The 26,463-nt window shown below is 63.3% G+C and carries 27 protein-coding genes and 4 pseudogenes; 18 read left to right on the plus strand and 13 right to left on the minus strand.

Going from position 1 to position 26,463, the window contains the following annotated elements:
* The first annotated feature begins 130 nt into the window (after positions 1-130).
* The 4 genes from AB0O52_RS10585 (at position 131) to AB0O52_RS10600 (ending at position 1,563) form a co-directional block, all read left to right on the plus strand.
* Positions 131-331: a hypothetical protein gene (locus tag AB0O52_RS10585; RefSeq protein WP_364537255.1), complete on the plus strand. Its 201-nt coding sequence runs from the start codon at positions 131-133 to the stop codon at positions 329-331.
* Positions 328-456, plus strand: coding sequence for a hypothetical protein (locus AB0O52_RS10590; protein WP_364537258.1), 129 nt, complete (start codon positions 328-330; stop codon positions 454-456). Before AB0O52_RS10585 ends, AB0O52_RS10590 begins: the two co-directional genes overlap by 4 nt.
* Before the next feature lie 44 nt (positions 457-500).
* Complete coding sequence (locus AB0O52_RS10595; protein ID WP_364537261.1) at positions 501-698, plus strand: hypothetical protein; 198 nt, start codon at positions 501-503, stop codon at positions 696-698.
* A gap of 505 nt (positions 699-1,203) precedes the next feature.
* Positions 1,204-1,563 carry a hypothetical protein gene (locus tag AB0O52_RS10600; RefSeq protein ID WP_364537264.1) on the plus strand — a complete coding sequence of 120 codons (360 nt, stop codon included), beginning with the start codon at positions 1,204-1,206 and terminating at the stop codon, positions 1,561-1,563.
* A 37-nt stretch (positions 1,564-1,600) separates the two neighbouring features.
* Here AB0O52_RS10600 and AB0O52_RS10605 read toward each other — a convergent pair whose 3' ends face one another.
* A complete protein-coding gene (locus AB0O52_RS10605) occupies positions 1,601-3,343 on the minus strand; it encodes a hypothetical protein (protein WP_364537267.1) in 1,743 nt (580 codons plus the stop codon).
* 188 nt (positions 3,344-3,531) lie between these two features.
* A complete protein-coding gene (locus tag AB0O52_RS10610) occupies positions 3,532-4,143 on the minus strand; it encodes a hypothetical protein (protein WP_364537269.1) in 612 nt (203 codons plus the stop codon).
* Positions 4,144-4,634: 491 nt separating this feature from the next.
* Between AB0O52_RS10610 and AB0O52_RS10615 the strand changes: the two genes are divergently transcribed.
* From AB0O52_RS10615 to AB0O52_RS10625, 3 genes are all read left to right on the plus strand, one after another.
* On the plus strand, positions 4,635-4,835 hold the full coding sequence (locus AB0O52_RS10615) for a ribbon-helix-helix protein, CopG family (protein WP_364537272.1): 201 nt from the start codon (positions 4,635-4,637) through the stop codon (positions 4,833-4,835).
* The gene (locus AB0O52_RS10620; RefSeq protein ID WP_364537275.1) at positions 4,832-5,200 is read left to right on the plus strand and encodes a type II toxin-antitoxin system death-on-curing family toxin; all 369 of its coding nucleotides are present in this window, start codon (positions 4,832-4,834) and stop codon (positions 5,198-5,200) included. Before AB0O52_RS10615 ends, AB0O52_RS10620 begins: the two co-directional genes overlap by 4 nt.
* 302 nt (positions 5,201-5,502) lie before the next feature.
* A complete protein-coding gene (locus AB0O52_RS10625) occupies positions 5,503-5,745 on the plus strand; it encodes a hypothetical protein (protein WP_364537278.1) in 243 nt (80 codons plus the stop codon).
* Between the two features lie 264 nt (positions 5,746-6,009).
* On the opposite strand, the gene AB0O52_RS10630 is transcribed toward AB0O52_RS10625, so the two are convergent.
* Positions 6,010-7,056, minus strand: coding sequence for an IS110 family transposase (locus tag AB0O52_RS10630; protein ID WP_364537281.1), 1,047 nt, complete (start codon positions 7,054-7,056; stop codon positions 6,010-6,012).
* Positions 7,057-7,316: 260 nt separating this feature from the next.
* On the opposite strand from AB0O52_RS10630, the pseudogene AB0O52_RS10635 reads away from it, so the two are divergent.
* A pseudogene (locus AB0O52_RS10635) lies at positions 7,317-7,580 on the plus strand (transposase); the annotation flags it as partial.
* A 142-nt stretch (positions 7,581-7,722) separates the two neighbouring features.
* Here AB0O52_RS10635 and AB0O52_RS10640 read toward each other — a convergent pair.
* Complete coding sequence (locus tag AB0O52_RS10640) at positions 7,723-10,014, minus strand: fibronectin type III domain-containing protein (RefSeq protein WP_364537284.1); 2,292 nt, start codon at positions 10,012-10,014, stop codon at positions 7,723-7,725.
* Between the two features lie 741 nt (positions 10,015-10,755).
* Between AB0O52_RS10640 and AB0O52_RS10645 the strand changes: the two genes are divergently transcribed.
* From AB0O52_RS10645 to AB0O52_RS10680, 8 genes and pseudogenes are all read left to right on the plus strand, one after another.
* Positions 10,756-10,917, plus strand: a complete 162-nt coding sequence (locus AB0O52_RS10645; RefSeq protein WP_364537287.1) for a hypothetical protein — start codon at positions 10,756-10,758, stop codon at positions 10,915-10,917.
* A gap of 122 nt (positions 10,918-11,039) precedes the next feature.
* Entirely contained in the window at positions 11,040-12,368 is a 1,329-nt protein-coding gene (locus tag AB0O52_RS10650) for an MFS transporter (RefSeq protein WP_364537290.1), read from the plus strand.
* On the plus strand, positions 12,365-13,447 hold the full coding sequence (locus AB0O52_RS10655) for an NAD(P)-dependent oxidoreductase (RefSeq protein WP_364537293.1): 1,083 nt from the start codon (positions 12,365-12,367) through the stop codon (positions 13,445-13,447). Before AB0O52_RS10650 ends, AB0O52_RS10655 begins: the two co-directional genes overlap by 4 nt.
* Before the next feature lie 9 nt (positions 13,448-13,456).
* Positions 13,457-13,641, plus strand: a pseudogene (locus tag AB0O52_RS10660) (GntR family transcriptional regulator); the annotation flags it as partial.
* Positions 13,642-13,731: 90 nt separating this feature from the next.
* Positions 13,732-13,797 (plus strand): annotated as a pseudogene (locus AB0O52_RS10665) (CGNR zinc finger domain-containing protein); the annotation flags it as partial.
* A gap of 110 nt (positions 13,798-13,907) precedes the next feature.
* A complete protein-coding gene (locus AB0O52_RS10670) occupies positions 13,908-14,129 on the plus strand; it encodes a hypothetical protein (protein ID WP_364537296.1) in 222 nt (73 codons plus the stop codon).
* Between the two features lie 94 nt (positions 14,130-14,223).
* Complete coding sequence (locus tag AB0O52_RS10675) at positions 14,224-14,424, plus strand: hypothetical protein (protein WP_364537299.1); 201 nt, start codon at positions 14,224-14,226, stop codon at positions 14,422-14,424.
* A complete protein-coding gene (locus tag AB0O52_RS10680) occupies positions 14,421-14,636 on the plus strand; it encodes a hypothetical protein (protein WP_364537302.1) in 216 nt (71 codons plus the stop codon). The genes AB0O52_RS10675 and AB0O52_RS10680 overlap by 4 nt, the downstream gene beginning before the upstream one ends.
* A gap of 320 nt (positions 14,637-14,956) precedes the next feature.
* On the opposite strand, the gene AB0O52_RS10685 is transcribed toward AB0O52_RS10680, so the two are convergent.
* The 9 genes and pseudogenes from AB0O52_RS10685 to AB0O52_RS10725 all read right to left on the minus strand — a co-directional run bounded on the left by AB0O52_RS10685 (position 14,957) and on the right by AB0O52_RS10725 (position 24,527).
* A complete protein-coding gene (locus tag AB0O52_RS10685) occupies positions 14,957-15,907 on the minus strand; it encodes a sugar kinase (protein ID WP_364537305.1) in 951 nt (316 codons plus the stop codon).
* Entirely contained in the window at positions 15,904-16,590 is a 687-nt protein-coding gene (locus AB0O52_RS10690) for a bifunctional 4-hydroxy-2-oxoglutarate aldolase/2-dehydro-3-deoxy-phosphogluconate aldolase (RefSeq protein ID WP_364537308.1), read from the minus strand. The genes AB0O52_RS10685 and AB0O52_RS10690 overlap by 4 nt, the downstream gene beginning before the upstream one ends.
* Before the next feature lie 77 nt (positions 16,591-16,667).
* Positions 16,668-18,065, minus strand: a complete 1,398-nt coding sequence (locus AB0O52_RS10695) for an MFS transporter (protein WP_364537311.1) — start codon at positions 18,063-18,065, stop codon at positions 16,668-16,670.
* Positions 17,954-18,394, minus strand: a pseudogene (locus AB0O52_RS10700) (alcohol dehydrogenase catalytic domain-containing protein); the annotation flags it as partial. The gene AB0O52_RS10695 and the pseudogene AB0O52_RS10700, both read right to left, overlap by 112 nt.
* The gene (locus tag AB0O52_RS10705) at positions 18,391-19,917 is read right to left on the minus strand and encodes a mannitol dehydrogenase family protein (RefSeq protein WP_364537314.1); all 1,527 of its coding nucleotides are present in this window, start codon (positions 19,915-19,917) and stop codon (positions 18,391-18,393) included. The pseudogene AB0O52_RS10700 and the gene AB0O52_RS10705, both read right to left, overlap by 4 nt.
* Positions 19,918-19,920: 3 nt before the next feature.
* A complete protein-coding gene (manD, locus tag AB0O52_RS10710; protein ID WP_364537317.1) occupies positions 19,921-21,138 on the minus strand; it encodes a D-mannonate dehydratase ManD in 1,218 nt (405 codons plus the stop codon).
* The gene (locus AB0O52_RS10715) at positions 21,135-22,115 is read right to left on the minus strand and encodes a 2-hydroxyacid dehydrogenase (protein WP_364537320.1); all 981 of its coding nucleotides are present in this window, start codon (positions 22,113-22,115) and stop codon (positions 21,135-21,137) included. Before AB0O52_RS10715 ends, manD begins: the two co-directional genes overlap by 4 nt.
* A gap of 2 nt (positions 22,116-22,117) precedes the next feature.
* Positions 22,118-23,107: a LacI family DNA-binding transcriptional regulator gene (locus AB0O52_RS10720; RefSeq protein ID WP_364537323.1), complete on the minus strand. Its 990-nt coding sequence runs from the start codon at positions 23,105-23,107 to the stop codon at positions 22,118-22,120.
* A gap of 412 nt (positions 23,108-23,519) precedes the next feature.
* The gene (locus AB0O52_RS10725; RefSeq protein ID WP_364537325.1) at positions 23,520-24,527 is read right to left on the minus strand and encodes an AraC family transcriptional regulator; all 1,008 of its coding nucleotides are present in this window, start codon (positions 24,525-24,527) and stop codon (positions 23,520-23,522) included.
* Between the two features lie 281 nt (positions 24,528-24,808).
* On the opposite strand from AB0O52_RS10725, the gene AB0O52_RS10730 reads away from it, so the two are divergent.
* On the plus strand, positions 24,809-26,095 hold the full coding sequence (locus AB0O52_RS10730; RefSeq protein WP_364537328.1) for a cytochrome P450: 1,287 nt from the start codon (positions 24,809-24,811) through the stop codon (positions 26,093-26,095).
* Positions 26,096-26,127: 32 nt separating this feature from the next.
* A complete protein-coding gene (locus AB0O52_RS10735) occupies positions 26,128-26,442 on the plus strand; it encodes an EthD family reductase (protein WP_364537331.1) in 315 nt (104 codons plus the stop codon).
* Positions 26,443-26,463: the final 21 nt, after the last annotated feature.

Genomic DNA, 26,463 nt, shown 5'->3' on the forward strand with positions numbered 1-26,463 from the left:
ACTCCCTGTACATATCCGTACGGGTTACGGCAGCTCGAGACCTTGAGAACCTGTCGTGTCCCCAGCATGCCGCCCGCGCCGCAGCAGAGAGTCACCTTTTTGGTACTTGTTTCGTACCATGAGATTGGCCATGAATCTGCGCGTTCCCGAAGACTTCGACCGCCGTCTCGATGAGCTTGCCTCCGACGACCACACGTCCAAGTCCGCACTGCTGCTCCAGGGGGGCGAGCTAGTCCTGCAACGGCACGGCCGCCGTCGCGAGATCAGTGAGCGTCTGGATTTCGTGATGAGCCATGGCGCGGAGCTGCTTAAACGCCTTGAGGATGCATGAGTTCGTACCTAGAAATTGAGGACGCGCTGCTGGTGATCGACGGGTACGGGTTCCACATTCGTCACATCGGGCTGCTCGCTTCGGCCTTTGGGCCGCCAGGCAAACGACGGTCATGGGCGCGGTAGCCCATCCTCGACTTGCCACTAATGCGGGCGCCCTGCTGGAATCCGTGGCCAGGTTTCTTCGGCTCGTCGACGGCAACAAACGCACCGCCTGGACGCTGATGGTACTGCTGCTGTGGATCAACGGTTGTCTGCACGACTTCAGCACTGACGCGGGTTTCGACCTGGTGGTGGGAGTGGCCGCCGACGACATCGGATTGCAGTGCAGCGCCGTCCTGATCGAGAAACATCTGATTCGACGGTAGGTCCTGAGGGGGTCGCAGGCTGATGGGAAAGACGGGGTGTGCACAATGTGCACACCGTTGCCGTCGGACTGGGCCGTACGTGTGCCCGACTGGGCCGTACTCGGCATGTTTTCGGGAGTTCCCTGTGTTTCCAAGGCTTGGAATGCGGTTCGAGTCGCACCTCGGGCACGTTTTCCCAGCTCAGAGGCCCTTTTTGGGCCTCTAAGTGCGGGTACTTGGTGTTTTTGTCTACCCGTCGGGGTTGATTTCCTTGTATGCGGTCTTCTCGTTGCGCTGCGGTGGATCTGGCGTGATCGGCGCTTGCTTATCCATGGCGCGCTGCCCCGAGGGTAACAGGACGTGTGCCTAGCGGGATGCTGGCTTCCTTCCTGTGGGTGGCGTCTTGCGGACTGGATACTGGTTCCTCTGTTTGTGGGGCAATATTTTGTGTTCGTGTCAGCGCTGGGTCGAGAAGTGAGCCGTTGCCCGGCATGCGCGCCCCGGTCCATCGGACTGTCAGTCCCGGATGGGACGATGGTGGTATGACCGCTCCAACTGTGGAGGCTGCGATCGCCGCCGCGGCCTCATTGTGCGGAAGCGCCTTGTCTACAGTTCGGGAGGTGCCGGAACTCCGATAGCCCCGGAGGTCAGCCTCATGGACGTCGCCCAGGACGTGGGGGAGAGCGTCGCAGCCAGCTGGTATGGCTTAATCACCCAGGGGGACCTGGTCGAGCTGCTCGCAGACAGGCCAATTCTCCCCGTTGAAATTGACCGGGTCCTGTTGAAAGACTGCGCCCAGCGGATCGGCGAAATCAAAACCGCCCTGCAAGGAATCCGCAAAGCCCTGCGCGCTGCCTTCTGGGAGAAACTGGACGCCCTCATGTAAGAGCACGAACGGGCTTCCCCTTTGAGTATCTGACCTGTTATTTGGTCGCCTGCAATGCCGCTTGCTCCTCGCTTGTCAGCATTCTGAACATCAGCTTGCCATCTGTAACAGTCCACACATCGAACAAACCGTCGGGCTCTTCCTTTGCCCGTTCACTCATGGCGCCGGAGAAAAAGCACGCTAGGTTGCCGAGGTCGACCCTCCCTTCGGCGAGTTCGATCTCCCAAGGCACGACGAAGCCTATGGTGGTGGCGTCCGGGTTTGTGTCGGCTCTGTGCTCGGTCCGCACCCAGTTCGCTTCCCTGACGCCAGACTTGCCATTCAGGAGAGCGCCGGTAGAGATGATCGTTTGAATTACGTCATCGTCCGTGTTCGTCAGGTCCGGGACATGAAGAGCAAGAGGGGTGTGCTCTTGGATCAGGCACAGAGACTTGGCGACTTGATACCAAAGCAGTGGAGAGTCAGGTTCCGGGTCTATTTCGGGGAGATCCTGGCGATATGGTGGGATTGGCCCGAACCGGGGTGCGAGTGTCAGAGTGTAAGGTGCCCGCATGTGCTGGTGGGCCTCGAGCGAGGCTAGAACTTCGGTAGCGAGCCGACCGTCGGGCCGGTTGACGGTGAATTCAGCGGTTTGACCCTGCGTTTCTGCATCGAACCTCAGTAGAATCTCCAAAATGCGGGATTCATCGACGAGCTTCGCTTCGAGTCCGCTCACCCCTTCTTCGGTGGGGAATCCGGACGAGGTATGGCGTCGATTGAGGATCATCACATCAGATTGGTTCCCGTCTCCGTCATAGAGGATCATGCGGAGGTCTTGACCAACGTCATTGCCGGTTGAGTTTGGAATCAGTCGAATCGCGCCTTTCTCGAAGTCTCCCCCGAGCCCTCCCGGAGCCTGCAGGGAGCCACCCACCGTGCCGAGCGGGAGGTCGAGTGGGCTGCCGAATTTCACAAAGTCCCTGAGGGCTCTCTCCTCCGGCGATCCCTTCTCCGCGGAGAAGGTCAATTTGCCGAATATCGGGTTCAGTTCGGTAGCCACGGCGTTTCTGGGGTAGACATCGACCTGCACAGACACTTGGCCGTTGCTCCGCGTGGTGCTTAATACGACACCGGGCTTTACCCGCTCCAGAGCTGCCTGTGCATCCTCAGGGGTTGGTGGCCCGACAACGGGTTCGACGTGGACGCCGTAACTGTAGAAGGGATCCTCTCTGTTGAGGAAGCGGACTGTCTCCTCGAGCTCATTCGTGAAGTTTGCAACGTTGAATTTTTCTATATCGTCGTCATCGATGTCCTTCAGGCGTGCCGCATGAACGATCGCGAGGGCGGCGTCTTGAATGCGTTGGGCGTTACCGCCGAGGTAGTAGTCGACAATATTGGGATAGGTGCTCGCCCAAAGATCGCACTTTGTCAGGCCATCCCAGATTGGTTCCGGGAGTCCCTTTCCGGTGACATATTCGGTCAGCCATTTTTTGGCTTCGAGAGTCGGGTCCCACGGCATGACCAGATGCCACTCATCGATGGTTAGATCGCTTACGCGCGGATCGTTGACGAGTCGGTCGACTGACTTCTTGACCTGCTTCACCTGGCTCGCGTTCAGCGGACCCGAGAAGCGTTTGACCTGGTACACGCGGGTCCGGTCGGTCTTTACAAGAACATCAATGCCGCCGTCTCCCTTGGATGGGGTGATCCGCTCAGCCGAGGGAAAGATCGCGCTGATGAACATGGCGACGACCGCTTCAATCTCGTCTCCGCTATAGCGACTCCACTCGATACGTGACACCGTTTCCCCATCTTCTCGGCTTAGTCTTCACTTTGACTTTATCGACAAGGCTTTACACAACCCGTCATCAACTACGGGCGTGCCCTAAATCGCTGGCGGCCACGCCACGTGCCGGCTCTGTTCTCAGACCGACCCGATCGCAGGAGGAATGCCTAACGCGTACCCGGGGAGTCCGGCGTGGGGGTACGTCAAGCTGAGGCTGAAGCTGGCCGCCCCAACCAATAGAGCGCCAAATCGATTTCCCTAGCCGACAATTTGTGGCCAAAGTGCACCGCCGATGACGACAAGTCTTCGACGATCTTCATATAGCGTCCGTACCGCCCCGGGTCTTGGGATAGGGAAAGCCCGAGTTTCTCCAGTCCATTTTGGGCGCGCCGATCGTACACGGCCATGCGGTGCGGCGCAGCCGCTGTCAGCAGTGCTGAGGCGAGAGCGTCTCCTCGCACGAAGCCTGGCAGTCCGGCCAGAGAGGCCCGGCCTTCTGCCGCGGCAGCGGGCACCTCCAGCGCGTTGTTGTTGGCCGCGGTTACCGCCTTCTCGGTGATGAGGCGAACCTGGCTGTCGCTGATGACCATCAGCATTTTGACCCATCTGGTGTCGGCCCGAAGCCTCTTCCAGAACAGCAGGGCACCAATGTCCGTCTTGCCGATGCTGCCGGACGCACGAACCCGCTCGGAGACTTCGAAGAATACTTCGTCATAGGCAGGTGCAACGGTCGACTGGACGTTGTCGTGGGCGTGCCTGAGAGTGTTCCACTCCTTGGTGCCGAGGTGGTTAGGTGCCGGGTCTGTCCTCGCCATGATCAGAGCATTCCACAAGACCGGGGTCAGGGACCGGACACGTGGCTGAGTGGTGGACAGCCTATGCACGAGACGGTCACGGCGGGAACGTCGCCCTCCGCCAGCTTGCCTACGACAGTGCGGTTGGGAATGTGATAAGGACTAAGAAAGGCCAAGCCCGGCACTTCGTCTTCAGCCTTCTGGGAGTGTTCGGGCCAAGCACACGTTCATCAGAGGTGGACTTGGCCGAGTCCCATTACAAGGACGCCCTGATGACACGCAAGTTCTGCCTCAACAGGAACTGATCGAGCCGGCTGTGCCACTCTGACCGCGTGCGACGATCGCAGAATACCTCGACTCCTACGGAAAACAGCTAAGCCCCGCCTATATTCAGTCCGTCATAAGGCCTTGGCGGACAGTGAAATATGCCGGCCCATCAGAAGAGGTCCGGAGTTCGAATCGTCCTCACCTCAGGAGTCACTGGTACTGGTTTGGTACCATGAGGTATGGCCATGAATCTGCGCGTTCCCGAAGACCTCGACCGCCGACTCGATGAACTTGCTGCCGAGGAGCACACATCCAAATCCGCGCTGCTGCTCCGGGGGGCTGAGCTGGTCCTGCAACGGCACGGCCGCCGCCGCGAGATCAATGAGGGTCTGGATTTCGTGATGAGCCATGACGCGGATCTGCTTAAACGCCTTGAGGATGCATGAGTTCGTACCTCGAAATCGAGGACGCACTGCAAGTGATCGACCGGTACGGGTTCCACATCCGTGACATCGGCCTACTCGCCTCCGCATTGGCGCGCCCCGCAACGACGGTCATGGGCACGGAAGCCTATCCTCAACTGGCCATGAAGGCGGCGGCACTCCTCGAGTCCGTGGCCAGGTTTCATCCGCTCATCGATGGCAACAAGCGCACCGCGTGGACGCTCATGGTCCTGCTGCTGTGGATCAACGGCTACCGCCACGACTTCAACACCGAAGAGGGTTTCGACTTGGTTGTGGGAGTGGCCGCCGGTGACATTGATTTGCAGCGCAGTGCCATCCTGATCGAGCAACACCTGTCCCGACGGTAGGTGCTGTGAAAGGGTCCCAATGCTCACGGTTCGGGGTTCTTGAGGTGCGGTTGGTGGAGGACTCCATAGGGTGAGATTTGGGGTGTGTACAACATACACACTTTTGGCCTCGGACTGGGCCGTACCGGGGCCGGACTGGCGCGTACTCGGCATGTTTTCGGGACTTCCCAGTGTTTCCGCGGCCTGGAATGCGGTTCGAGGTCCCACCTCGGGCACAGTGTTTCCGCAGGTCAGGGGCCTATTTGGCCCCTGACTGTTGACAAAAACCCCAAAAGTGTTGACACGGGTCTAGCATTTTTTGTGTGGCCAGCATCCGCAAACGCGTGAAAACGGACGGAACATCCTCCTTCATGGTGCTATGGCGCGACCCGAAGAGCCGCGAGCAACAGGGGCTTACCGTTGCGTCCGAATCCGAGGCCGAGACCCTCAAACGGCTGTTGGACGCGAACGGACAATCCTTCGAAATCGCCCAGCAAGCGATCCTCGCGAACCAGTCGAAAGTACCGACTGTGGCCGAAGTGATTCCGGAGCATATTGACCTCTGATCCGGCGTTCAAGTGGAACCACCCGGACCTACCAGACGATGCTGGATCTTCATGTGCGGGACGTCATCGGTCATATCCCGGTGGACAAAGCTCGATTATCGGCACATGAATCACTGGGTGAAGTCGATGACGGCCAAGGGCCGTTCACCGAAGACCATCCACCATGTTCATGGTCTTATCTCTGCGGCGATGAACACTGCCGAGATGCTTCAATATATCCCCGGACCCCTTGTCGTGGCGGCGGGAGTGTCTCTGGCTCCTCTGTCAAGAAGCGAGGACCAGCTTGCTGGCTTCGGAGGTTTCGTGATCGTCTATCAGAGCTCGGTATACGACGTCGGATAGTCGGCGTTTGAGGATACGCAGTGCTTCCATGCCGCCGTCGCCGCCTGCTTTGCGGCGAGCCAGAAGATCTCGCGCGCCCGGATGGCAGCGGGCCTGGGTGAGCGCGATGCGGTGCAGCGCGGCGTTCAGCTGTCTGTTCCCGGTTCGGGAGAGTCGATGCCGGGCCTTGTTCGATGACCACACCGGCAGCGGGGCAGTGCCGTTGTGGCGTGCGTAGGCGTCCTTCGAGCGGAACCGCGTAACGCCGGCGGTCTCTCCGAGGATCTTCGCCGCGGTCAAGGACCCGCAACCCACGATCGCCAGCAATGCCGGAGCGATGACCGGGATCCGGCGGCTGAGTTCGGCTGTGAGTTCATCGATCTCCTCGGTGAGGCGGTGCAGATGAGTGAGGAGCCGTCGCGCGAGATCGGCGACGATCCCGGCGAAGTCGTCCAAGTGGAACTTGATGCGTGCGAACGCGCTGGCCCGGTCGAATTTGGACGGGGCCGCCCATGAAGGATCGAGCTCGTGCAGGTGCCAGCGGAGCCGGCTGATCACCCGGGTCCGCTCAGCGACGAGGTCCTCGCGGTGGTCGACCAGGAGGCGGATCTCGCGTTCGGCACCGTGGAGACGGGCGACGGGCAGATCGGGTTCCCGCAGGGCGGCACGTGCGATCGAGAGAGCGTCGATGGGGTCGGACTTGCCGAACGTGCGGGCACTGTCCCGAACATGGGACATCAGCTTCGGGGGCACCCGCACGACCTGTTCGCCCGCCGCGAGGAGATCGCGTTCCAATCGTCTGCTCAGATGCCGGCAGTCCTCGATCGCCCAGAGTCGTTCCTGATCATCATGCTTGTTCGCCCATGCCAGCAGCGCGAGATGGTCGTTGCTGGTCGTGCCGATCGTCTTGACTGCGATCTGCCTGCCAGCCGTGTTTGCGATCACGGCCGTGTGGGAGCGCTTGTGCGCATCAATTCCGATGATCACCATGGTCTTGTCTCCTTCCGTCTACGGGTCGGGGTGCAGGACCGGTCGGTCGGCATATCCCAATCAGGGGCGATGCCACGCTCCTCTTAAGCCAGGCCGGCCGGTCCCTCAGTGCCAGCCGGCCGCACTACAGACATAAGCCACGGAGGCGAAAAACGATGGAGCGAACCAACCGGCACCCCAAAATAATGACACTGGGAATAACGGTGGATTCAGGGTTGGCCTGACACGCCGGGCAGCGTGCCTGGCGGGGAGGACTCATTATGAGCGAAACACTGGATCCCATGGCGACTGATGTGGATCAGCACGAGTTGGCGCAGCAGCTTGTGGCCCACGCCAAGGTGCAGGGAATTGAGCTCGTCGGACCCGACGGGCTGTTGAACCGACTAACGAAAAACGTCCTTGAAACCGCCCTGGAGGCGGAGATAGACGACCACCTTGGCTACGAGAAGCACGATGTAGCCGGGCGCGGGAGCGGAAATTCACGCATCGGCACACGCACGAAGACGGTGCTGACGGACGGATGCGTCGGATGGCCAAGTGGGTCATGGAGTACCACCCCGAGATTGAGGTTCTCCGGCGATAACGGCTGGCGACCTTCCCCCTAGGCTCCGGTGATGGTGGAGGTCACGAGCCCTCTGTCGCGGCGGACAGTTCAGATCCAGCAATTCAGCTGTTGGTGAGGGTGATGTCGTCGAGGTACATCCAGGTGTCGTCGGCGGGGGTGGAGCCGTCGAGGTGGACGTTGAACCAGAGGGTGATGGTCTGGCCTTTGTAGGCGGTGAGGTCGGCGGTGAGCTGGGTCCAGGTGCCGTTGTTGTTGCAGAGTTTGAACAGGCTGGCCAGGGTGGTGCCGGTGGTGGTGCGGGCTTGTGCTTCCATCCAGTCGTACGGGCAGGCGTTGCCGGTGCAGGGGTCTTCGGCGCTGTGGGGCTGGTACCAGAAGGACAGGGTGGTGGTTCCGGTGGCGGGGACGGTGATGGTCTGGGACAGGCTGCTGTCCCCGAGGGGCTCGGCTCCGGAGGCCAGTCCCAGGAGCGCGGAGCCGGTGCCGGTGTGGGCGGTGGTGGAGGCCACGGGTGCCCGGATGCCGCCGGTGGTCCAGGAGGCCAGCCCGGATTCGAAGCCGCCGTTGGTGATGGTCGTGGTGGTTGTTTCGGTGGGGGTGACCGGGGCCGAGGCGGCCGAGGCCGGGGAGGTTCCGACGGCGTTGGTGGCGGTGATGGTGAAGGTGTAGGCGGTGCCGTTGCTCAGCCCGGTGACGGTGGTGCTGGTGGCGGGCGGGTTCCCGGTGACGGTGACCGGGGCCAGGGTGGTGGCGCCGGCGTGCGGGGTGACCGCGTAGGAGCTGATCGGGGAGCCGCCGTTGGCCGGCGCGGTCCAGGACACGGTTGCCGAGGCGTTCCCGGCGGTCGCCGTCACGGCGGTGGGGGCGGCGGGGGCCGTGGGGGTTGTCTGGGTGTTGGTGAGGGTGATGTCGTCGAGGTACATCCAGGTGTCGTCGGCGGGGCTGGCGCCGTCGAGGTGGACGTTGAACCAGAGGGTGATGCTTTGCCCGTTGTAGGCGGAGAGGTTGGTGCTGAGCTGGGTCCAGGTGCCGTTGTTGCTGCTGAGTTTGAACAGGCTGGCCAGGGTGGTGCCGGTGGTGGTGCGGACTTGTGCTTCCATCCAGTCGTAGCGGCAGGTGGTGCCGGTGCAGGTGTCGTCGGCGGTGTGGGGCTGGTACCAGAAGGACAGGGTGGTGGTCCCGGTGGCGGGCATGGTGATGGTCTGGGACAGGCTGCTGTCCCCGAGCGGTTCGGCCCCCGAGGCCAGGCCCAGGAGCGCGGAGCCGGTGCCGGTGTGGGCGGTGGTGGAGGCCACCGGTGCCCGGACGCCGCCGGTGGTCCAGGAGGCCAGTCCGGATTCGAACCCGCCGTTGGCGACGCCCGGAGCGGGCGCGGCCGGGGTGACCGGGGCTGACGCGGGAGACGGCGCGGATGTTCCGACGGCGTTCGTCGCGGTCACGGTGAAGGTGTCGGCGGTGCCGTTGGTGAGTCCGGTGATGGTCGTCGTCGTCGTCGCGGGCGGGTTACCGGAGACTGTCACCGGGGCCAGGGCCGTGCCCCCGGATGACGGTGTCACGGTGTAGGAGGTGATCGGGGACCCGCCGTTCGCCGGCGCCGTCCAGGACACCACCGCGGAGGCGTTGCCCGCCGTCGCGCTCACCCCTGTGGGAGCGGCAGGGGCGGTCGTCGAGGCTGCCACGGTGATCGTGAGGGGTGGGGTGACCGCGTCGGGGCTGGTCCCGTTGGTCGCGGTGACCGTGAACGTCGCCGTGCCGGCCGTCGTCGGGGTGCCGGAGAGGATCCCGGTGGTGGCGTCCAGGCTCAGCCCGCCGGGCAGCCCACCGGAAGACACTGCAAAGGTCGGGGCCGGGCTGCCGGTCGCGGCGAAGGTGTAGCTGTAGGCGGTGTGGACGGTGGCGGTGCCCGGGGGAGTGTCCGCGGTGAACACCGGAGATGCCGGTATACCGGCAGCCACCGTCTTCAAAATGATGTCATCAGCGATCATGTCGCCATCCTGCATCGCGTGCTCTGCCCCCAGCTGGAGCACATTCATCGAAGTATTTGAACCGAGATCTATAAACCCGCTCGTGCTGTTCGAACGGTCAAAGAGTTTCGTGCCGTCCTGCCATACCTGGACCTGGCTTTGCGCACCATTGACTACCAGGTGAATTTTCAGCGCAAACTTTTGGCCGACAGCTATGTGCCCCATGCCTATGATGGTGAAGCCTGAGCCGGTAGGCCATCTCACGAACAGGCTGCCCGATCCGTTTTGACGTGATACGTCCAACAGGCGGGTGCTGCCGTTGAAGAAGCGCAAGGTGGGTACGTTATTGTTCGAGGCGCTGCCTTCGCGCGTGATGTCAAACCAGCCGCTGGCCCAAACTTCCCTGGCCGAAGCCGGCAAATTTTTCACCACGTTAGCCTCGGAACCGCTATTCCCGGTCACATGTATTTGTGCAGCGCAGACGGGGGAGTTGGAAATTGCGGATTGCACCGTGGCGGTGGCGTCGCCCAACTGGGTGACAGTGGTCCATCTACTGAAATCATTGGTTTCAAAGTTATCGGCCAGAACGACTGTGCCGGGGTCAGCGTTAGAGGGAGCCGGAGCGGTGGGGTTACAGGGGGACGTACTGGCCTGAACGTTGCCTCCCGAACCAAAGCTTGCATAAATCACTAAGGCGGCCATTACAAGCGAGGCCGCCAGAGCCGGGTGGCGCCCTCTTCGCGGCGAATTTCCCTTACGCCCCGTATTTGCCATGGGATTGTCGCTTATGAAGTGGCGCCGGTGCAGGCGCCATACCTGAGATCTGTGCGGCACGGACCACTCCCACTGGCCCGGGAGGACAGTGTTCCTCCGGGGGCTGGCACTGCTACGCCTGAGGGCGAGGTGCCGGCTTGCCCGGACCTTGAGGCTGCCCGCTGACCAGTCAGAGAGCTAGCCCAAGGGCTACCACCGGCGTTAACGACTTCATTGGTCATCCTCGCCCGCATCATGACCTCCTGTGGATGGACGGAGCCGTTCATCGTCGTTGGCGGCGCGATCGAAAGCTGTCCTCGTGTCATGGGCCCCTCATAACGGCCGGCCGAGAAGGCGCCCGATCCGGAGCCTAAGTGCCGGCCAGCACCTGGGGCGCGAGTGGGCGGCACCTGTTTTTTGGGCGGGAACACTCGCATATCCTGGGTTCCGGATCGCTCCCATCCGGCCGGGCTTCTGATCTGGCGCTGTCGCATCGACGCCGAGCCGCTCGACGCCGAGCCGCTCGACGCCGCCGGCCGGCAGCTCAAGGTCCTCGCGAACGTTGCCGTGGTGACTTGAGGGCCAATCAAGGAAAACCTGGCGAGATCCCTTTGCGAGAATCCATAGATCCTATAGGGTCTATGATTAGCGGGTGCCGCCGACGATGACGGGCCCTGTCAAAGAACACAAAGGAGTGGGTTGTGGCAACGGAGACCGTTCAATCAAAGCCGCACGAATCGGCTGTTCGCAGGACCATCAAGAATCTGCGCTGGTGGATTCTGGGCTGGGCACTGCTGGCCGGGATCGTGAACTACATGGACCGGAGCGCCATTGCTATCGCGGCTCCGGAAATGATTAAGCAACTCGCGCTCACCAAAACGGACATCGGTTTGCTGGGAACCGTGTTTTCTTGGGTCTATGCCTTTAGCCAGTTGCCGGCGGGGTGGCTGATCGACAAGCTCGGGGCTCGTCGCATGTACTTTGTCGCCATAGCGCTGTGGAGCGTTTCGACAGCGTTAATGGCGCTTGGCAGTAGGATGTGGCAATTTGTCACTTTCCGTGCCTTGCTCGGTATCACCGAGGCGCCCAACAGCCCGGCGTCGGCCAAGGTAACCGCGGAATGGTTTCCCCGTGCGGAGCGCGCGCAGGCCACCGCTGTATGGGATAGCGGCTCCAAGTGGGGACCCGCGATCGCCCCGCCCATCCTCACTGCGATCTTGCTTGGCTTCGGCTGGCAGGCCATCTTCGTGTTCCTCGGCGTCATCGGGCTGTTGCTGGCTGTTGGCTTCTTCATCTTCTACCGCTCGCCGGAGGAGCACCGAAGGCTCACCACGAAGGAGTTCGAGCTCATCCAGCGGGACCGGACCGATACTGCCGTCTCGGCCGCCAGTGTGTCCTGGTTTGCCTTGTTCAAGCACCGCCAAGTCTGGGGGCTCATGGCAGGATTCTTCTGCGTGATTTGGATTTGGAATATGTTTATCGTCTTCCTGCCCCTGTATCTGCAGCAGGCGCGCGGCGTCAGCATCGCCAACACAGGCTTCCTTGCGGCAGTCCCGTACCTCGTGGCGGCAGTCATGGGCCTGATCGGCGGCTACATCATCACGCGGTACTCACGTCGTCCTGGAACCAGCCCTCTGGCCGCCAAGCGCCATGTCATGGTGGCCGCCTCGATCGCCTCCGGCGTTTTGGTATGCCTTGTGCCCTTCATCAGCGACCTCACCCTCTCCATGGTGGTGCTGAGTATCGCGATGGGGTGCATTGCCACCATGACGTCTGCTGCCTGGGCCATGCCGGGGGACATCGTTGACACAAAGCAAGTCGCATCCCTGGGCGCCATCATGAACTTCGGCGGCTACTTCGGCGGTGCGTTCTCTCCGCTGATTGCCGGAATGATAGCCGACGCGACCGGCTCGTACACGCCGTCCTTCGTCCTGGGCGGGGTCATTGCGGTCCTGGCGGCGGTCGCCTATATCGGTCTGGTGCGCCGGCCGATCGATGCCGAACGCGCGCCCGAAGTAGTCGGAGCATGAGCCGGCAGGCACCGTTCAGGGTCGCCATCACCGCCGATGCCGTCCGGCCAGACGGCACCTCGATCCATGGCGACCTTGGCCTTGAACGTTTGACGAACGCGGGCATCCAGTGGCACGTACTGCCCAGTTACGAGGATCCGATCCCTCGCGAGCACCTTCAGGGGATGGATGCCGTGCTTTCGCTCGGTCATATCCACTTCGGTGAGGAGACAATGGCGGCGGCACCCCAGCTGAAGCTCGTTGCCCGGTTCGGCGCTGGCTACGACACGATCGACCTAGACGCCTGCACCCGGTCCGGGGTCTTGGTGACGAATACGCCGACGGCGGTGCGCAAGCCGCTCGCCGCCGCTGGCCTCACCCTGGTCCTCGTTCTTGCGCACCAGCTGCTCGCCAAGCACCGGCTGACCCGAACGTCCTCTTGGGCGGAACGGGAACGGCACCGCGGCTCTTCTATCGACGGTGCCACGCTCGGTATCGTCGGATTTGGGAGTGTGGGGGCGGAACTGGCCCGAATGGCGGCTCCGCTCGGGCTCAAGCTGCTGGGCAACAACCGCAGCGGCCACCATCCGAAGGCCGACGAGCTCGGAGTGAAACTGGTCGGCCTTGAGGAGCTGTTGAGGGCATCGGACTACGTGGTGCTGTGTGCCGCGCTTACGCCTGAGACCGAGAAGCTTATCGGCCAGCGGGAGCTGGAGCTCATGAAACCCTCGGCCTTTCTGGTCAACATCGGCAGGGGCAGACTGGTGGATACGGACGCGTTGCGCGACGCCCTGCGGCGTGACCGGGTCGCCGGGGCAGGGCTGGATGTATTCGAGCCCGAGCCGCTGGCGGCCGACGACGAGCTCCTCCAAATGGAAAACGTCGTGCTCTCGCCGCACGCGCTTTGCTGGACTGCGGATTTCACGCGCGACGTTTCAGCCAGCGCGCTCGAAGCCGTCCTCGACGTCGCTTCTGGCCGCCGGCCGCGCAACCTGCTCAACCCCGACGCATGGCCGACGGCCAACGCAGCCGGCGCTTCCGCCAGCAGCGGCGGGGGTATCGGCGGTGCTGTGACGCCCGTCGGGGCCTGGCAGCCTTAGGATTCCCTGATGGCAATCAAGGATCCGGCCTCCCGCGGCGTCAGCAGGCAGGTTCTCCCGACCACGTCTACGAAGCTCTTCTCATCGCGTTGATAGACGGTCGGCTCGAGGCCGGCACGCCGGTCAGCATCGACGGGATGGCCCAGGAGCTCGATGTGTCGCCGACGCCGATGCTGGAAGCACTCGCCCGACTGTCGCCATCGCGGAGCACACCGAGATCCTTCGCGCCTTTGAAGATGGCGAAGCCGAACTGGCACGCCAGAATATGATCGCCCACACCGCATGACGTCAAGGTCTGCGGGAACCGGGCCAACGTCCGGGCCTACCGGGAACGCGCAGCAGCCCTCTAAGCACCACCCAAGCGTCTTGAATTTATCCTGCTTCAGGTGCGCCCGGTTCCGCCGGAGCGCGCCGCTTTTACGGCTGAACAGCAACGGCGCCGATCGCATACGAATGAAAAGTGGACAGGATCATCGCCGTCATTGAGACCGAACACGTGGCCCGGGGATCGATAGCACGCTTCCACGTGCGCGACGACCTCTACCTTGAACGCGGACCCATCTATTCCGCTACAGGTGATCTTTCCGGTGACATCCACAATGACGGTGGAGTGGTCCAATGGATTTCCCCGTTCCTTCAATTAAGCGTGGGTGCTCTGACGCCTCGGACCTCGGAGCACTGAAAAGCGCCGCGCAGCCTGAGCGCGTGGAAGGCTTCATGACCCCGCTTCCTGCCAACGCCACCGGCCTTGCCGGCGGGAAGCGCACGGGGGCGCCATGGCCGGTGGCGGCACCGAGACCGACGCCGACGCTGGCGTCGAGGCAGAGTCCTGGCTCATGGCCACCGGTTTCAGCCAGCAGCAGCACGGCGGCGAGTTCCCGGACATCCGCGAACTTGACCGCATCACTGGCGAACGGCCGCACTGCGGCTGGCAGGTGCCGAATCGCCGTCGTACGCAGATCCCGACGGCGGCGTGATCGTCCGCGACTCCGCGGGGAGGCCCACGGGACTCGTGCAGGAAACGGCGCAGGCACTGATCCAGCAGCTGATCCTGCCGTATTCGATCAATCAGATCGAGGCGGCACTGGAGCGGACCACGCGGCACTACGCCTGCGAAGGCATCACGAGCTTCACCGAGGCGGGCGTGGGCGGCGGCTGGATCGGCCAAAGTCCGGTGGAAATCGGTTGACCACCATGCCGAAAGGATGACCTGTGGCAGGACGAGGCGGGCGCCGGTCGTGTCCCGGCCGGCAAGTTCGGTCCGCGAGGCTTCAAGTGCGGCAGCCGACGCGGCATGGTCCCTGGGTTCGTCGTCACCACGAAAGACGCATCTTCCGGGAGCTGTCGCAGGAACCAGGCTTCATCCTCTGTGTGCAGATTCCCCAAAAACTTTCCTTTAGCAACGGGATCCCATCCCGAGAGGCTTGGTGCGGCGGTATAGGCGCCAATGAAGTAGGGAGTTCTTTCCGGGCTTGTCAAGGCATCATGGTCTCCATGGGTTTGTGGCCGTTAGCGGTTGACGGGCTCGCGTGTCTGCAGCATCGGAAGTTCGTGTCGGCGGGGGAGGCCTTCCCAGTCACCAGGAACGAGGCAGGCAAATGCGCCGGTTGTCGTGGCGGTAATGAGCCTGTCCTGTGGTTCCCGACCTGCTACGAGTTCAGCCAGGTATCCGGCGACGAATGCGTCGCCGGCGCCAACTGTGTCCACTGCTTCTACGGCTACTGCCTCTTGGCGGAATATTGTGCCGTCGATGAGGGCCAGCGAGCCGTCCGCGCCGAGCTTTATGACGGCCTGGCTTGGACCGAGCGCAGAGATGCGTCGGGCCAGTTCCTCCGGGTCGCCGGTGCCGACCGCGATCGCTGCTTCATCGTCGCCTGCGAACACGACGTCGGCGAGCGGGATGATGTCCCGGTAGACACTATGTGCAGCGTCCGGTGACCACAGGTTTCCGCGGTAGTTCAGGTCAAAGGAGACGGTCACGCCGTGGGCACGCGCCGCGTTCACCGCATACCTGAGGGTTGATTCCGCCTGCGTGGAAAGCGCGGGTGTGATGCCGGTGACGTGCAGCAAGGTAGCTCCGGAGACCAGTTGTTCGTTGATGTCCTCCGGCGTGATCCTGGATCCTGCGCTGCCGGACCGGTAGTAGCTGACGCGCTGGGTGGTGGGCGTCCGGCGTTCCTTGATCATTAGCCCGGTAGGGGCGAAAGGGTCGACGGCGGCGCGGACGTCTACGCCTTCGGCGCGGATTTCCCGCTCCACCAGGGCGCCCACCGAGTCAGCTCCCACGCGTCCGCACCAGACAGCCTGTACGCCGAGCCGTTGGAGCCCGATGGCGACATTGGATTCCGAGCCGCCGATGCCCAGGCTCAGTGTGGATGCGTGGGCGAGAGGCCCCACCTGGTCAGTTCGCATCAGCGCCATGGTTTCGCCGAAGGTGAGAACGTATGGCACGTCGTTCATCGGGCTTCTCCGAGCTGGGCTGCTGTCTGGTCCACCAGGTCGCGGACGCGCCGGGCCCGGGCTGTAAGTTCCTGGAGGTCGCCGCCTTTGAAGGCGTTACCCAGGAGCGGCCCGCCCAGGCTGACCGCAAGTGCTCCTGCCCGGATCCAGGCGGGGACGTCGTCGATGTCCACGCCGCCGGAAGGGATGACCTGGATGTCTGGGAAGGGCCCGCGCAGCTGTGAGACATAGCCGGCACCAACGGTGGAGGCGGGGAACACCTTGACAGCTGTGGCGCCCAGCTTCCATCCAACATGGAGTTCGGTGGGGGTAAGGCCGCCTGGGTAAACGGGTGCGCCGCGGCGGACGCAGGCGGAAACAATGTCCGGATCGGTGACGGGGGTGACGACGTATGCCGCGCCGAGGTCCAGGGCGGTTTCTGCTTCGGCGGCCGTGGTGACGGTTCCGACGCCGATTTCCAGGGCGTCGCCGAACCTTTCCTGAAGGCGGGGAAGTTCGTCCCAGACACCTGGCGTGCTCAAGGTCAGTTCGATGCTCCGTACCCCGCCCAGCTCGAGGGCCTCGATGATCGGGGCGTACTCGGAAGCATGACCGGCACGGAGGACGGCCACAACCCGGGTTGCGCTGAGAATGGCTGATGGGGCCGGGCGGCGAAGAGTGCCCTGGTCATCGAGGCGCTGCATTGGATTTCCTTCTGGTCAGGTGTGCGATGGTGACATTCCCGACGGCGGCGCGTGCCGCCGTCGGGTGTTCAAGGGTGCTATTTGGCGTGCTGGGCGGCCGTCGCGTTGACCGTCGAACCGGCCGTGGCGGTGGAGGTTTCGCTGTGGTGCCGGGCGTCTTCGGGATCGGTGAGGTCGCGGTTGAGCGTTTCCGGCGTGAGCCGGGTTGCGATGAAGCTGACCACCATGGTCAGCGACATGTAGATGGCGACCGGGATCCAGGAGTTGCTGAAGAGCCCCAGCAGCCCGGCGCAGATCATTGGTGCGACACCGCCGCCGATGATGGAGGAGAATTCGCGACCCAGGGTGACGCCGGCGTAGCGGTAGCGGCTGCCGAAGATTTCGGGGAAGTAGCTCATATGGACGCCGACGACGCCCTGGCAGGCCAGCATGAAGCCCACGACGATCACCAGGACAATGGCCACGGGGGACCCGGTGGTGAGGAGCATGAAGGCCGGTGCCGGAAAGAGGACCAGTGCCCCGGTGATGAGCGATACGACGCGCCGGCGGCCGAGCTTGTCCGACAGGATTCCGAAGGACACGGCTGCGATCCCGCCGCACAGTGCACCGATGAGGAGGACCGGGGGGATGAACTTGGGGTCGGTTCCGACGACGGTGATCAGGTAGGAGGCCATGAACACCTGGATGGTGTAGGACTGGGTGCTGACGCCGAGATTCATGAGGATGACCCGCAGGACGTTGGCCTTGCCGTTCTTGGCAACTTCCTTCAGCGGGGCCGGGGGGACGGTGCGGGCCTGCTTGATTTCTTCGAAGACGGGGGACTCATCGAGCTTGCGCCGGATGATCAGGGCGGCGATGGTGACAAAGATGCTGGACAGGAACACGAGCCGCCAGCCCCAAGTCAGCATGTCGTTCGGGGCGAGGGACTGGGCCGCGATCCACACGAGAGCGCCGAGGGCGGTTCCGGCAGCGGCGCCGACCATGATGAGTGAGGCGATCTTGCCGCGGGTGCCGGGCGCGGCAGATTCGGTGAGCAGGGTGGCGCCGCCGGACTGTTCGGCGCCGGCGCCAAAGCCCTGGGCTGCGCGGCAGACGCAGAGCAGGACCGGGGCGACGATGCCGATCTGGCCAAAGGTCGGCAGGAGCCCGATAGCCAGTCGTCGTTGACGTCCGTCACTACGATTTCGGCGGCGCCTCGGGATGCCGCGACACGGGCGACGAGCAGTCCGATGGGTCCGGCGCCGGTGATCAGGACGCGGTGGCCTTTGCGGACCTGCGCCCGTTCGACGGCCCAAACGGCGACGGCGAGCGGTTCGATCGCGGCGCCGATTTCGGCCGGGATGGTGTCCGGCAAGGGGTGGACGGCGGCTTCGGGGACCACCACGTGGCGCGCGAAAAGACCATCGGTCGGGGGAGATCCGAAGCAGGTTCCGGTGGGGCAGAGGTTGTAGCGTCCGGAGAGGCAGGTGGCGCATTCCCGGCAGGGCAGTGCAGGTTCAATGACGACGGCGGTGCCGGGGGCCAATTTCGAGTTGGGTCCCGCGGCGATGACCACGCCGGCGCCTTCGTGTCCCAGGACGGTGGGCTGGCGCAGCACGTTGGTGCCGTTTCGTCCCTCGGCGAAGTAGTGCATGTCCGAGCCGCAGATTCCGCCGGAGCGCATTTCGACCAGGAGGTCATCCGGGCCCAGGGGTGTCAGTGGTTTGTGCTCGATGCGCAGATCGCGGGCGCCGTGCAGCACGGCGGCCTGGGTGCCGGTGGGAAGCGCAGGCGTGTTCGTTTCGTGGATGGCTTGGGTGGTCATGGTGTGCTCCGTGTGGTCTGCAGGGCCGGGGCTGAAGCGAGGGAAACGGGTGTTCCGGCTTCTGTGATGGCGGCCAGTGGTCCCGCTGTGTGAATGATGTCGATGAACTCGCCGGTGCGGCAGATGAAGGCGTCGCGTTCGGCCAGTTCCTCGCCAAGGAGGTGGTGGTCGCCGATGACCTTGCGGGCGAGGTCGTGCCCGGAGCGGGATCCTGCTGCGAGGCCGGCCAGCAGTGCGCGTGCCGGGTCATCCATGGCGTGGGCCTGTGGTCCGGGATCGAAGCCTCGCAGCGGGGCGATGCATGCGAGATACGCGGCGGTGGTGAGGGCCAGGAGCTGGGGCATCCCGCCGTCGTCGAGCAGCTGCAGTGCAGGGAGCGGGATTCGCTGGCGGAGTTTGACGGATCCGTCGGATCCCACCTGGCTGGTGCGGTGGCCGAGGGCCGTGTTGCGCCAGCGGGTGAAGAGCTCTTCCTCGTAGGCGTCCACGTCGACATCGCGTGGCACCGAAACGGTGGGCAGGTACTCGTGGCGGAGCACGGAACGGGCAGCCAGTTCGATGGAAGGGTGCGAAACGGATTCGGGGATGGTGACGGCCCCGGTCAGGGCCCCGAGGTAGGCGATGAGGGAGTGCGTGCCGTTGAGGAGCCGGACCTTCAGCTGCTCGTACCCGGCCACCTCGTCGGAGAACACTGCTCCGCCGTCCTCCCAGGTGGGGCGACCGGAAATGAAGTTGTCCTCGATGATCCACATGCTGAACGGTTCGGCGGGGACCGGGATCCGGTCGTCGTAGCCCCGGTGGGATGCGACCATCCTCCGGTAGTGGTCCGTGGTGGCCGGCACGATGCGGTCCACCATGGAGGAGGGGAAGCTGGTGCGGGCGTCGATGAAGGCCAGGGCTTCGGCGGCTTCTGCGGCCGGGAGCAGGGATGCGAATTCGCGGACCAACCGCTGGGTGTGGTGGCCGTTGCCGGCCAGGTTGTCGCAGCTGAGGATGGCGACGGGTTCGCCGTGGGACCGGGACCGGTGCTGCAGGCCGCGGACAATCTGCCCGATCGGAGTCTGCGGTGAGCCGGCGTGGGCCAGATCGTGCCGGATTGCCGGGTCCTGGAGGTTGAGTGAGCCGGTGGCGGGGGTGTAGTTGTAGCCGTTCTCGGTGACGGTGAGGGACACGATCCTGGTGCCGGCGTCGCCGATTGCCTTTGCTACGCGGTCCGGGTCGGCGGCGGCCGTGAAGGCGTCCGTGTGTACGCGGGGAACAGTGAAACCTGAGCCCTTGGGTGAAATTTCCACCACGGTGTAGAGCATGTCCTGGGCATGCATTGCGTCCGGGATGGTGGTGGAGCGGCTGGCGACGCCGATGATGCCCCAGTCACCGCCGTGAGTGGTGATGGCGGCGTCGGTGTAGACGGCCTGGTGTGCGCGGTGGAAGTTGCCCAGGCCCAGATGGACAATCCCGGGGGCCGGTGCTGCCGGCCGCCGCAGTATTCCGGGGATGGCCGCGGTCAGTGGGGAGGTGGCCATGGTTCACCAGTCCTTCATGGAGCCGTCGAGTTCCCGGGCGATGGGCAGGTAGGCCTGTTTGTAGGGGAACCGGGCTGCCGCTGCTTCGTCGACGTGGACGCCGAGGCCGGGTTCTTCGCCGGGGTGGAGGTAGCCGTCCTCGAACCGGAAACTGGATTGGAAAACCTCCGACACCAGGGGGTCGTAGCCCATGTATTCCTGGATGGCGAAGTTGCTGGTCGCAAGGCCGAGGTGCAGCGATGCCGACAGGTTGATCGGGGACACGTCGGAGGGGCCGTGCGGTGCGCCCTTGATCTGGTACACCTCGGCCAGCGCCAGGATTTTGCGGACGTGGGAGATGCCTCCGGCGTGGACGACGGCGGTGCGGATGAAGTCGATGAGGCGTTCTGTGATGAGTTGCTCACAGTCCCAGATGGTGTTGAAGACCTCGCCGATGGCCAGCGGGATGGTGGTCTGCTGGCGAAGGGTGCGCAGGAGACGCTGGTTTTCGGCCGGGGTCACGTCTTCGAGCCAGAACAGGTCTACGTCTTCGAGGGACCGGGCTAGGCGCGCGGCTTCGGTGGGGTTGAGACGGTGGTGGACGTCGTGGAGCAGCTTCAGTTCGGGCCCGACGTGCTCGCGGACCGCGGTCAGGACTTTCGGGGCGTGGCGGAGGTAGGCGGAAGTGTCCCAGTCCTCTTCGACCGGTCCGGCGCCGCGGCCGGCGGGCTCATAGCCGGCAGCTCCCTTGGTGACGCCGTAGACCTTGTCCAGGCCGGGGACCCCTGACTGGGCGCGGACGGCACGGAAGCCTTGTTCGCGGCGGCGGTCAACGGAGTCGAGAAGTTCGGGGAGGTCCCAGCCGGTCGCATGGGTGTAGCTGAGGATCTTGTCCCTGGCGGCTCCGCCGAGCAGCTGGTAGACGGGTACGCCCAGCGCCTTGCCCTTGATGTCCCAGAGGGCGAGGTCGATCGCTCCGATGGCGGCCATGGTGACTGGTCCTCGGCGCCAGTAGGCACCCCGGTAAAAGTACTGCCAGGCGTCTTCGATGCGGTCGGCGTCCCGTCCGAGCAGGGCGGGGGAGAGGTGGTCGCGGAGGTAGCTGGCTACGGAGAGTTCCCGGCCGTTCAGGGTGGCGTCGCCCCAGCCGACGATGCCGTCGTCTGTGGTGATTTTGAGGGTGACGAAGTTGCGGCTTGGGCTGGTGACTATGACGTCGACGTCGACGATTTTTCGGGTCATCGGGAGATCACTACATTCTTCAGGGGCTGGTTCGTGGACAGTCGGGTGATGTTTTCAGCGATTTCGGTTGCGCGGCCGCGGAAGGTTTCGGCGGTGACGCCGGAGGAGTGTGGGGTCATGATGATGTTGTCCAGGCGGCCGAAGGGCAGGGCTGACGGTTCCCCGCGTCCCTCCGGGCCGGGGTACTGGTACCAGACGTCGATGGCGGCGCCGGCGATCCGGCGGTCCTTCAGCGCCTCGTAGAGCGCGGTTTCGTCGACGACGGGCCCGCGGGCGACGTTGACGATCTGCCCGTCGGGGCCGAGGTCGTCCAGTTCCGCCGCGCCGATCAGGGAGGTGGTTCCGGCGTCGAGCGGGATGCTGACCACCAGCACGTCGGATTCGCTGAGGGCCTCGCCCAGGCGGTCCGTGGTCCCGGTCCACCGCAGGGAGTGTTCTTCGGCGCTGACGGAGCCGCTGCGGGTGATGGCAATGCCTTCCGCGCCGAAGGCCTGCAGCAGGTTCCAGGCGGTGCTGCCGATGTGGCCGAAGCCGAGGAAGGTCACCACAGCGCCGCGCAGCGTTTCTGGCTGGCGGATGTCGGGGGAGTAGACCGAGGAGGACCAGACGCCGGTGCGCAGGGCGGCATCCTGGCCCAGCAGGTTGCGGCGCAGCGCCACGAGCACGGTGGCGATGTGTTCGGCGATGGAGCCTTCGTGGTGGAAAGTGTTGGCGCAGACGGCCCCGGCTGGCAGCGCGTCGGCATCGATCCCGTCATAGCCGGCCCCGGCGACGTGGACCAGCCGTAGGTTCCGGGCCTCGGCGCCCATGGCAGCGGTGAACTTCGGTCCTACATAGACGTCGGCGTCTTTCAGGTCTGTCAGGACCGAGTGTTCGTTCCAACTCTCGTGCCAGGAGGTGACGGTGCCTTCCGGCAGTGCCGCTTCGAAGGTGGCGCGTTGCGGCATCAGGTTGGAGTCTGCGATGACGATTCTCATCGTTACTTTCCCTGGAGAGTGTGGTCTGCGTTGCGGACGGCGAAGGTTGATCCGCGCACGATGAGCTGGGAGTTGAGGTGGACCGCCTCGGTGGCAGTCGGTTTTCCGGCAATTTGTTCGAGCAGGAGTTCCAGGGCCAAGGAGCCGCTTCGGCTAATAGGTACACGGACCGAGGTCAGCCCTGGCTCGGCCGCCGCAGCGATGTCAAGATCGTCGATACCCACCACACTGATGTCCTCAGGGCAGTGGTAACCGAGGGTCCGCGCGCCGGCGAGCACGCCGATGCCCACCAGGTCGTTGTACGCGATGACGGCCGTGGCACCGCTCGCGACCACCGAAGCAGAGGCGGCAAGGCCGCCGTCGACCGTGGCGTTCTGGTTACCAACGGTGACCAGTTCAATGCCCCACTCATCACAAAGGCGTGTGACTGCGGCGAGGCGCTGGCTGTTGGCCCAAGAGGACGCCGGGCCGGGAACGTAGGCCAGCTTCCGGTGCCCCAACGCATAAAGGTGTTCCACCGCCTGGCGGAGTCCCTCGCCGACTTCCATCAACACCCGCGCTGCATGCTCGGCTTCGCCGTTGATCACCACGAGCGGTGCGGTGCCGGCAAGGTCGTGGATGTCCTTGGACGGGAGCCGGGGGGAGCACAGAATGATGCCGTCTACCCCGGATGCAAAAGCGGACAAGTGCTCACGTTCACGGGTGGACGACTCGGAGGTATCAGCGAGGACCATGCGGTGCCGCCCGTGCCAGGCTTGGTCCTGGATGGCCTTGATCAGGGCCGCGAAGACGGCGTTGGAGATGTCCGGGACGATGACACCGAACGTCCGGCTGCCCGAGAGCCCCGGGACGTCGTAGCCAAGCTGAACGGCCGCGTCCATGACTTTCTGCCGGGTTTCAGCAGCAAGCCGGCCCGGATCGCCAAAGGCCCGTGACGCCGTTGCGAGCGACACTCCCGCGAGCTTTGCGACGTCAGTCAGTTTTGCGGCCATCGGTCCTCCAGTTGCTTCGTTGAAACCTTGCCCCATCAGTATGGAAATACTTGTACAAGTTTGTCAAGAAGTTTCCATGACGTGCATCACGGAGTTTTGGGGATCCCGGTACTACAGCCTCATGACCGGCATTCTCGAAGTTTCCTGCGCTGCGGGCACCTGCTGCTCAGTTCGCTGGCCGCCTCTGCGCTGATCTACGTCATCTTCGGCCTGGCATTTAGCTAGGCCTTCCTGGCGATCATCGTTGGCGCGCTCCTCGGCGTCGTCACCTCATCGAACGTCGCTGGCTTCCACGCGACCGCTCCGTCCCTTCCGGCCATCTGGCAGCCCGGATGCCTATCTTGGACTGGGCGACGCAAGCGGCGCCTGTTGAAAATTGTCCCGACAACCGGCATCTACTACGTAGGAGTATCTACCGCCGCAGAGTATCCGAGGGAAGCTCACCGAAGCGGGCTGCATAATCGGCAGCGAATCGACCAAGGTGGGAGAAGCCCCAGGTGGACGCAACTTCCGCTACCGTACTTGTTTCATGCGTGCCAGCCACTAGCTCCCGTTGCGCGCGCAGGAGCCGGATCTCCCGCAAATAGGCAAGTGGGGACATCTCAAACGTATTTTTGAATCCCGTTTGCAGCGAACGCACTCCAACCCCGCAGGCCGCCGCGAGGTCGGCCACCGTCAGGGGCTTCTCCGGTGAGGACTCCATGATCTCCACTGCCTTCCTTACGGCCGCCGGCGCTGCATCCGGGCTAAGGGCCTCCAAGTCAGGTCTGTACTGGTGGTCGCTGGACAGCAACAGTCCGGTCATGACATTGTCGGCGATCGATGTCAGCATCATCGGGTTTCGTACCAATGAATTCGGATTTCCCAACTGGCGGATCAGGATTTCCACGAACGACCACCATTCCCTCGCCCATGGATCGTTGAGATCAAGCGAAGGTTCGAAGGCGATGGCCTTGGTGACTGGTTTTCCGATGAGAGATCCCAGATGAGCTTCCAGGACCCCTCGCGGAAATTTTATGGCCAGCATGCGGCATTGGCTGTCCCAACCTTCTATCACTGTGGGTTGGTCTCGGCGGTATAAAGCAGCCCGCTGTGGCGTAGCGATGATCTGATTTTTTCCGGTCGATGTACGGAGTTGACCTTCCAACGGGACGTTAAGGTGATAGGCAACATCGAGTGCCTGCGTTTCCACGCGCACGTTCGTGCTGTATTCGATAGTCCCTACGGTCAGGGGTCCGGCGTCGAAGGCGTCAACGCGCATCCTGAAATCGGCTGAAAGGTCAGCAACTCTAAGTCGGTGGGGGTAGTAAAGGTCAGTGCCAATCGAACGGGCTTCATCCACGTCCGCACTTCGCAGGTGACGGGGTTCAGACCCCCGGGTTGCGTTGCCAAGGGCGGGCCGAACAACATGGTTGCTCATCGTCCCATTGGAACAGACCTGCGGACTAACTGCAAGGAAACCTGATAATCCGCCGGTTTCCGCGTACCCGCCAGCCACCCTGCGCTTTCCGGATATCACCACTCGTTTCGCGGCTTTTCCGCCTCGTGTGACCTGCCTAACATCAGTTGGTACACCGCAGGACGCGGTATCAGGAAAGGACAATGATGTCAGTCGACAGCACTCAGTCAATGAAGTTGGATTCTCCGCATCCAGTTGCAGGAGTCTGCCCCGTAACTGGGTTCGGGGGGCCTGCCTCCGCCTTGACGTCTCCGACGGGGTGTCCGGTCACCGAAGGAGCAGCGGAGTTCGATCCCTTCCGTGGCGCATACCAGGCCGACCCTGCAGTCGCTCTCGCCGAGGCGCGGCGCAACGAGCCTGTTTTTTACAGCCCCGTTCTGGACTACTGGGTAGTCACCCGGTACAACGACGTCAAGGAGATTTTCAAGAACCCGGATCTGTTCTCGGCAGCAATCACTCTTGAGCAGGTCACTCCAATTTCCGATGAAGCCCTCGACATCCTGGATGCCAGCGATTTCGCGCCGGGCCCAACCATCGTCAACGAGGACGAACCTATCCACGGTGAGCGGCGCCGCGCCCTCTTCCAACCTTTCGAGCAGGACTCAGTGGCTCTGCTGGAGCCGCGCATCCGCGAAGTCATCAACACCTACATCGACAAATTCGCAGCACGCGGAAAAGCTGACCTTGTCGATGACCTCTTTTACGAGGTGCCCTGCATCGTCGCCCTCATCTTCCTCGGAGTCCCGGACGAAGACATCGAAACCTGCCGTCAATTCGGAATGCAACAGACGCTTTTCACCTGGGGCCGTCCTGAGGTGAGCGAGCAGGTCCGCGTAGCTGAAGGCATGGCCGCCTTTTGGACCTTCGCCGGCGAACTCGTCGAGCGTTTGAAGAAAACTCCGGACGCACCCGGATGGATTCCCCACGCAATCCGCGTCCAGGCAGAGCATCCTGGCCTGATCACGGACAACTACCTTCAAAACATCATGATGAGCGGCATTCTTGCTGCCCATGAGACGACGACCAACGCATCAGGCAACGCCCTGCGGACGCTGCTGGAAAACCGCGAAGCGTGGGAAGCCATCGTTGAGGATCCTGATCTCATTCCGAAGGCAGTCGAGGAATGCCTCCGCTTCAGCGGCTCCGTTGTCGCATGGCGTCGAATGACCACCGAGGACGCCGTTGTTGGCGGCGTGGAGATCCCTGCCGGCTCCCGCCTGCTGATCGTCATGGCTTCAGCAAACCGGGACGAAAGCATCTTCCCCGAGCCTGATGTCTTTGATATCAACCGGGCCAATGCCCGCAGGCACCTAACGTTCGGCCTCGGAATCCATACCTGCATGGGAGCTTCCCTTGCCCGTCTGGAGATGAAGGTCTTCCTCACCGAACTCACCCGACGCCTCCCCGGGCTAAGACTCAAACAGGGGCAGGACTTCACGTACCTACCCAACACTTCCTTCCGCGGGCCGGAACACGTCCTCGTGGAATGGGACCCTGCAACCAACCCGCTTCCCTCTGACCAGCCATAGCGCCGGCACCGGACCTCGAGAAAGAAATCACCATGGCCTACCGCATCAGCATCGGATACAAACAGCCGACTGACCCCGAAGCGTTCGACAGCTACTACTACGAGAAGCATCTTCCGCTTGCATCTCAGATTCCAGGCGTAACCCGGTTCGCAGCAGGAAAGACGGAAACCTTCGACGGAACCACTCCGGACAACTACCTGATTGCCGAGATTTCCTTTGAATCCAAGGAACAGGCCCTGGCCGCCCTGGCCACACCGGAAGGTCAAGCAGCCACAGCTGACCTGGGCAACTTCGCAACCGGGGGCGCCGCACTTCACTTCAGCAATGAAGACATCATCGCCCCCTGACTGAACTCCCTTGCGGGTCAC

The organism is Arthrobacter sp. NPDC080073, assembly GCF_040686575.1.
Classification (GTDB): domain Bacteria; phylum Actinomycetota; class Actinomycetes; order Actinomycetales; family Micrococcaceae; genus Arthrobacter.

Coding starts and splice junctions, on each gene's coding strand:
- AB0O52_RS10610 (WP_364537269.1), bottom strand. CDS start 4,143: ATGGCGAGGACAGACCCGGCACCTAACCACCTCGGCACCAAGGAGTGG.
- AB0O52_RS10735 (WP_364537331.1), top strand. CDS start 26,128: ATGGCCTACCGCATCAGCATCGGATACAAACAGCCGACTGACCCCGAA.
- AB0O52_RS10630 (WP_364537281.1), bottom strand. CDS start 7,056: ATGGTGATCATCGGAATTGATGCGCACAAGCGCTCCCACACGGCCGTG.
- AB0O52_RS10705 (WP_364537314.1), bottom strand. CDS start 19,917: ATGGCCACCTCCCCACTGACCGCGGCCATCCCCGGAATACTGCGGCGG.
- AB0O52_RS10720 (WP_364537323.1), bottom strand. CDS start 23,107: ATGGCCGCAAAACTGACTGACGTCGCAAAGCTCGCGGGAGTGTCGCTC.
- AB0O52_RS10620 (WP_364537275.1), top strand. CDS start 4,832: ATGAGTTCGTACCTCGAAATCGAGGACGCACTGCAAGTGATCGACCGG.
- AB0O52_RS10695 (WP_364537311.1), bottom strand. CDS start 18,065: ATGCGCCACCTGCCTCTCCGGACGCTACAACCTCTGCCCCACCGGAAC.
- AB0O52_RS10675 (WP_364537299.1), top strand. CDS start 14,224: ATGGCCGGTGGCGGCACCGAGACCGACGCCGACGCTGGCGTCGAGGCA.
- AB0O52_RS10725 (WP_364537325.1), bottom strand. CDS start 24,527: ATGAGCAACCATGTTGTTCGGCCCGCCCTTGGCAACGCAACCCGGGGG.
- AB0O52_RS10655 (WP_364537293.1), top strand. CDS start 12,365: ATGAGCCGGCAGGCACCGTTCAGGGTCGCCATCACCGCCGATGCCGTC.
- manD (WP_364537317.1), bottom strand. CDS start 21,138: ATGACCCGAAAAATCGTCGACGTCGACGTCATAGTCACCAGCCCAAGC.
- AB0O52_RS10690 (WP_364537308.1), bottom strand. CDS start 16,590: ATGCAGCGCCTCGATGACCAGGGCACTCTTCGCCGCCCGGCCCCATCA.
- AB0O52_RS10585 (WP_364537255.1), top strand. CDS start 131: ATGAATCTGCGCGTTCCCGAAGACTTCGACCGCCGTCTCGATGAGCTT.
- AB0O52_RS10590 (WP_364537258.1), top strand. CDS start 328: ATGAGTTCGTACCTAGAAATTGAGGACGCGCTGCTGGTGATCGACGGG.
- AB0O52_RS10600 (WP_364537264.1), top strand. CDS start 1,204: ATGGGACGATGGTGGTATGACCGCTCCAACTGTGGAGGCTGCGATCGC.
- AB0O52_RS10615 (WP_364537272.1), top strand. CDS start 4,635: ATGAATCTGCGCGTTCCCGAAGACCTCGACCGCCGACTCGATGAACTT.
- AB0O52_RS10715 (WP_364537320.1), bottom strand. CDS start 22,115: ATGAGAATCGTCATCGCAGACTCCAACCTGATGCCGCAACGCGCCACC.
- AB0O52_RS10685 (WP_364537305.1), bottom strand. CDS start 15,907: ATGAACGACGTGCCATACGTTCTCACCTTCGGCGAAACCATGGCGCTG.